The sequence below is a fragment of the Halorubrum sp. SP3 genome (assembly GCF_005435195.1).
GTDB lineage: Archaea > Halobacteriota > Halobacteria > Halobacteriales > Haloferacaceae > Halorubrum > Halorubrum sodomense.
The window spans coordinates 1-217 of the sequence record NZ_SGTU01000038.1; the positions used below are offsets into that span (position 1 = coordinate 1).

General features: G+C 43.3%; 1 protein-coding gene. It reads right to left on the reverse strand.

Features of this window, described 5'->3' with window-relative positions; genetic code table 11:
- Positions 1-217 (reverse strand): oligosaccharide flippase family protein (locus EXE42_RS14920; RefSeq protein WP_158293714.1); only part of this gene is annotated, 217 nt, incomplete at both ends.

Below are 217 nucleotides of genomic sequence, written 5' to 3' on the forward strand. Positions count from 1 at the left end.
AGAACCCGACTTGATACTGGCCAACCTCTGCCGAGCCGAGAAAATATCCTATTATGAAATAGTCGATCTGTCCAACAAGAGAATAAATCACACCTGCAAGGACTAGCGGAAGTGAATAGGACAATAGCGCACGGTTAGAGACTGACTCCACTTCAGACTCTCTGATCCACTCTACCCTATATATAAAAATTATCAGTCCAGTAAATACTGCAAACGC